This is a genomic window from Micromonospora orduensis, from assembly GCF_006228125.1.
Lineage (GTDB): Bacteria > Actinomycetota > Actinomycetes > Mycobacteriales > Micromonosporaceae > Micromonospora > Micromonospora orduensis.
Genome location: NZ_VDFY01000008.1, coordinates 1 through 1024, shown reverse-complemented (window position 1 = coordinate 1024; position 1024 = coordinate 1). Strand labels below are relative to the sequence as shown.

General features: G+C 71.3%; 2 protein-coding genes. Both read left to right on the top strand.

The window, feature by feature from the left end:
* Positions 1-458, top strand: a 458-nt coding sequence (locus FHG89_RS00045; RefSeq protein WP_139581801.1) for a carbohydrate-binding protein, incomplete at its 5' end; no start/stop codon positions are given.
* Between the two features lie 148 nt (positions 459-606).
* The coding region (locus FHG89_RS00040; RefSeq protein WP_208760809.1) for a cellulose binding domain-containing protein at positions 607-1024 on the top strand (418 nt) is incomplete at its 3' end.

The following is a 1024-nucleotide window of genomic DNA, read 5'->3' as shown; positions in this document are numbered from 1 at the left end:
GAACCACCCCGCCCACCACGCCGCCGCCCACCACGCCGCCACCCGGCGGTACGAGGGACGCCTACGGGCAGATCGAGGCCGAGGCGTTCAGCGCGCAGAACGGTGTGATCGTCGAGGCGTGTGCCGAGGGCGGGCAGAACATCGGCGCGCTGCGCAACGGCGACTGGGTGCGGTACGACAACGTCGAGTTCGGTTCCACCGGGCCCCGGGACTTCGTGGCGCGGGTCGCCTCCGGGGCGGGCGGCGGGGCGAGCGGCCTGGTCGAGGTGCGGGTGGACAGCCCGACGGCGGCGCCCATCGGCAGCTTCGCGATCGGCAACACCGGCGGCTGGCAGAGCTGGCGCTCGGTGCCCGGGAACGTCGGAGCGGTGACCGGGCGGCACGCGGTCTACCTCACCTTCACCAGCGGTCAACCGAACGACTTCGTCAACGTCAACTGGTTCACCTTCCGCCGCTGAAGCGGGCCTGTGCGGGTCTCCCGTCGCGTCGCCGCGCGACGGGAGACCCAATCATTCGCGTCGGCCTCTGGACAGAAACAGTTAACTGTCTTAATAATTAGCGCCAACGTTGACGTACATGGATGCCCAGCCGGGCGCGGAGGGCCGCATGAAGCCTGCCAGATCCCTTGTCCTGTCCCTGGTCACCGGGTTGGCCGCGACGCTCGGCGCGGCCTGGGTCGCGCTGCCCGCCTTCGCCGCCGGAGCGACCGCCAGCTTCGTCAAGACCGCCGACTGGGGCTCCGGTTGGGAGGGGAGGTACACCATCACCAACGGCGGCGGATCGACGATCAACGGCTGGAACCTCGTCTTCGACCTGCCCTCCGGCACCACCCTGGGCAGCTACTGGGACGCGACGCTCAGCTCCGCCGGTCAGCGGCACACCTTCACCAACCGGTCCTGGAACGGCGCCGTCGCCCCGGGCGCCTCGGTCTCCTTCGGCTTCCTGGCCAGCGGCTCCGGCTCCCCGACCGGCTGCCAGCTCAACGGCGCGCCGTGCGGCGGGGGCACCCCACCCACCACGCCCC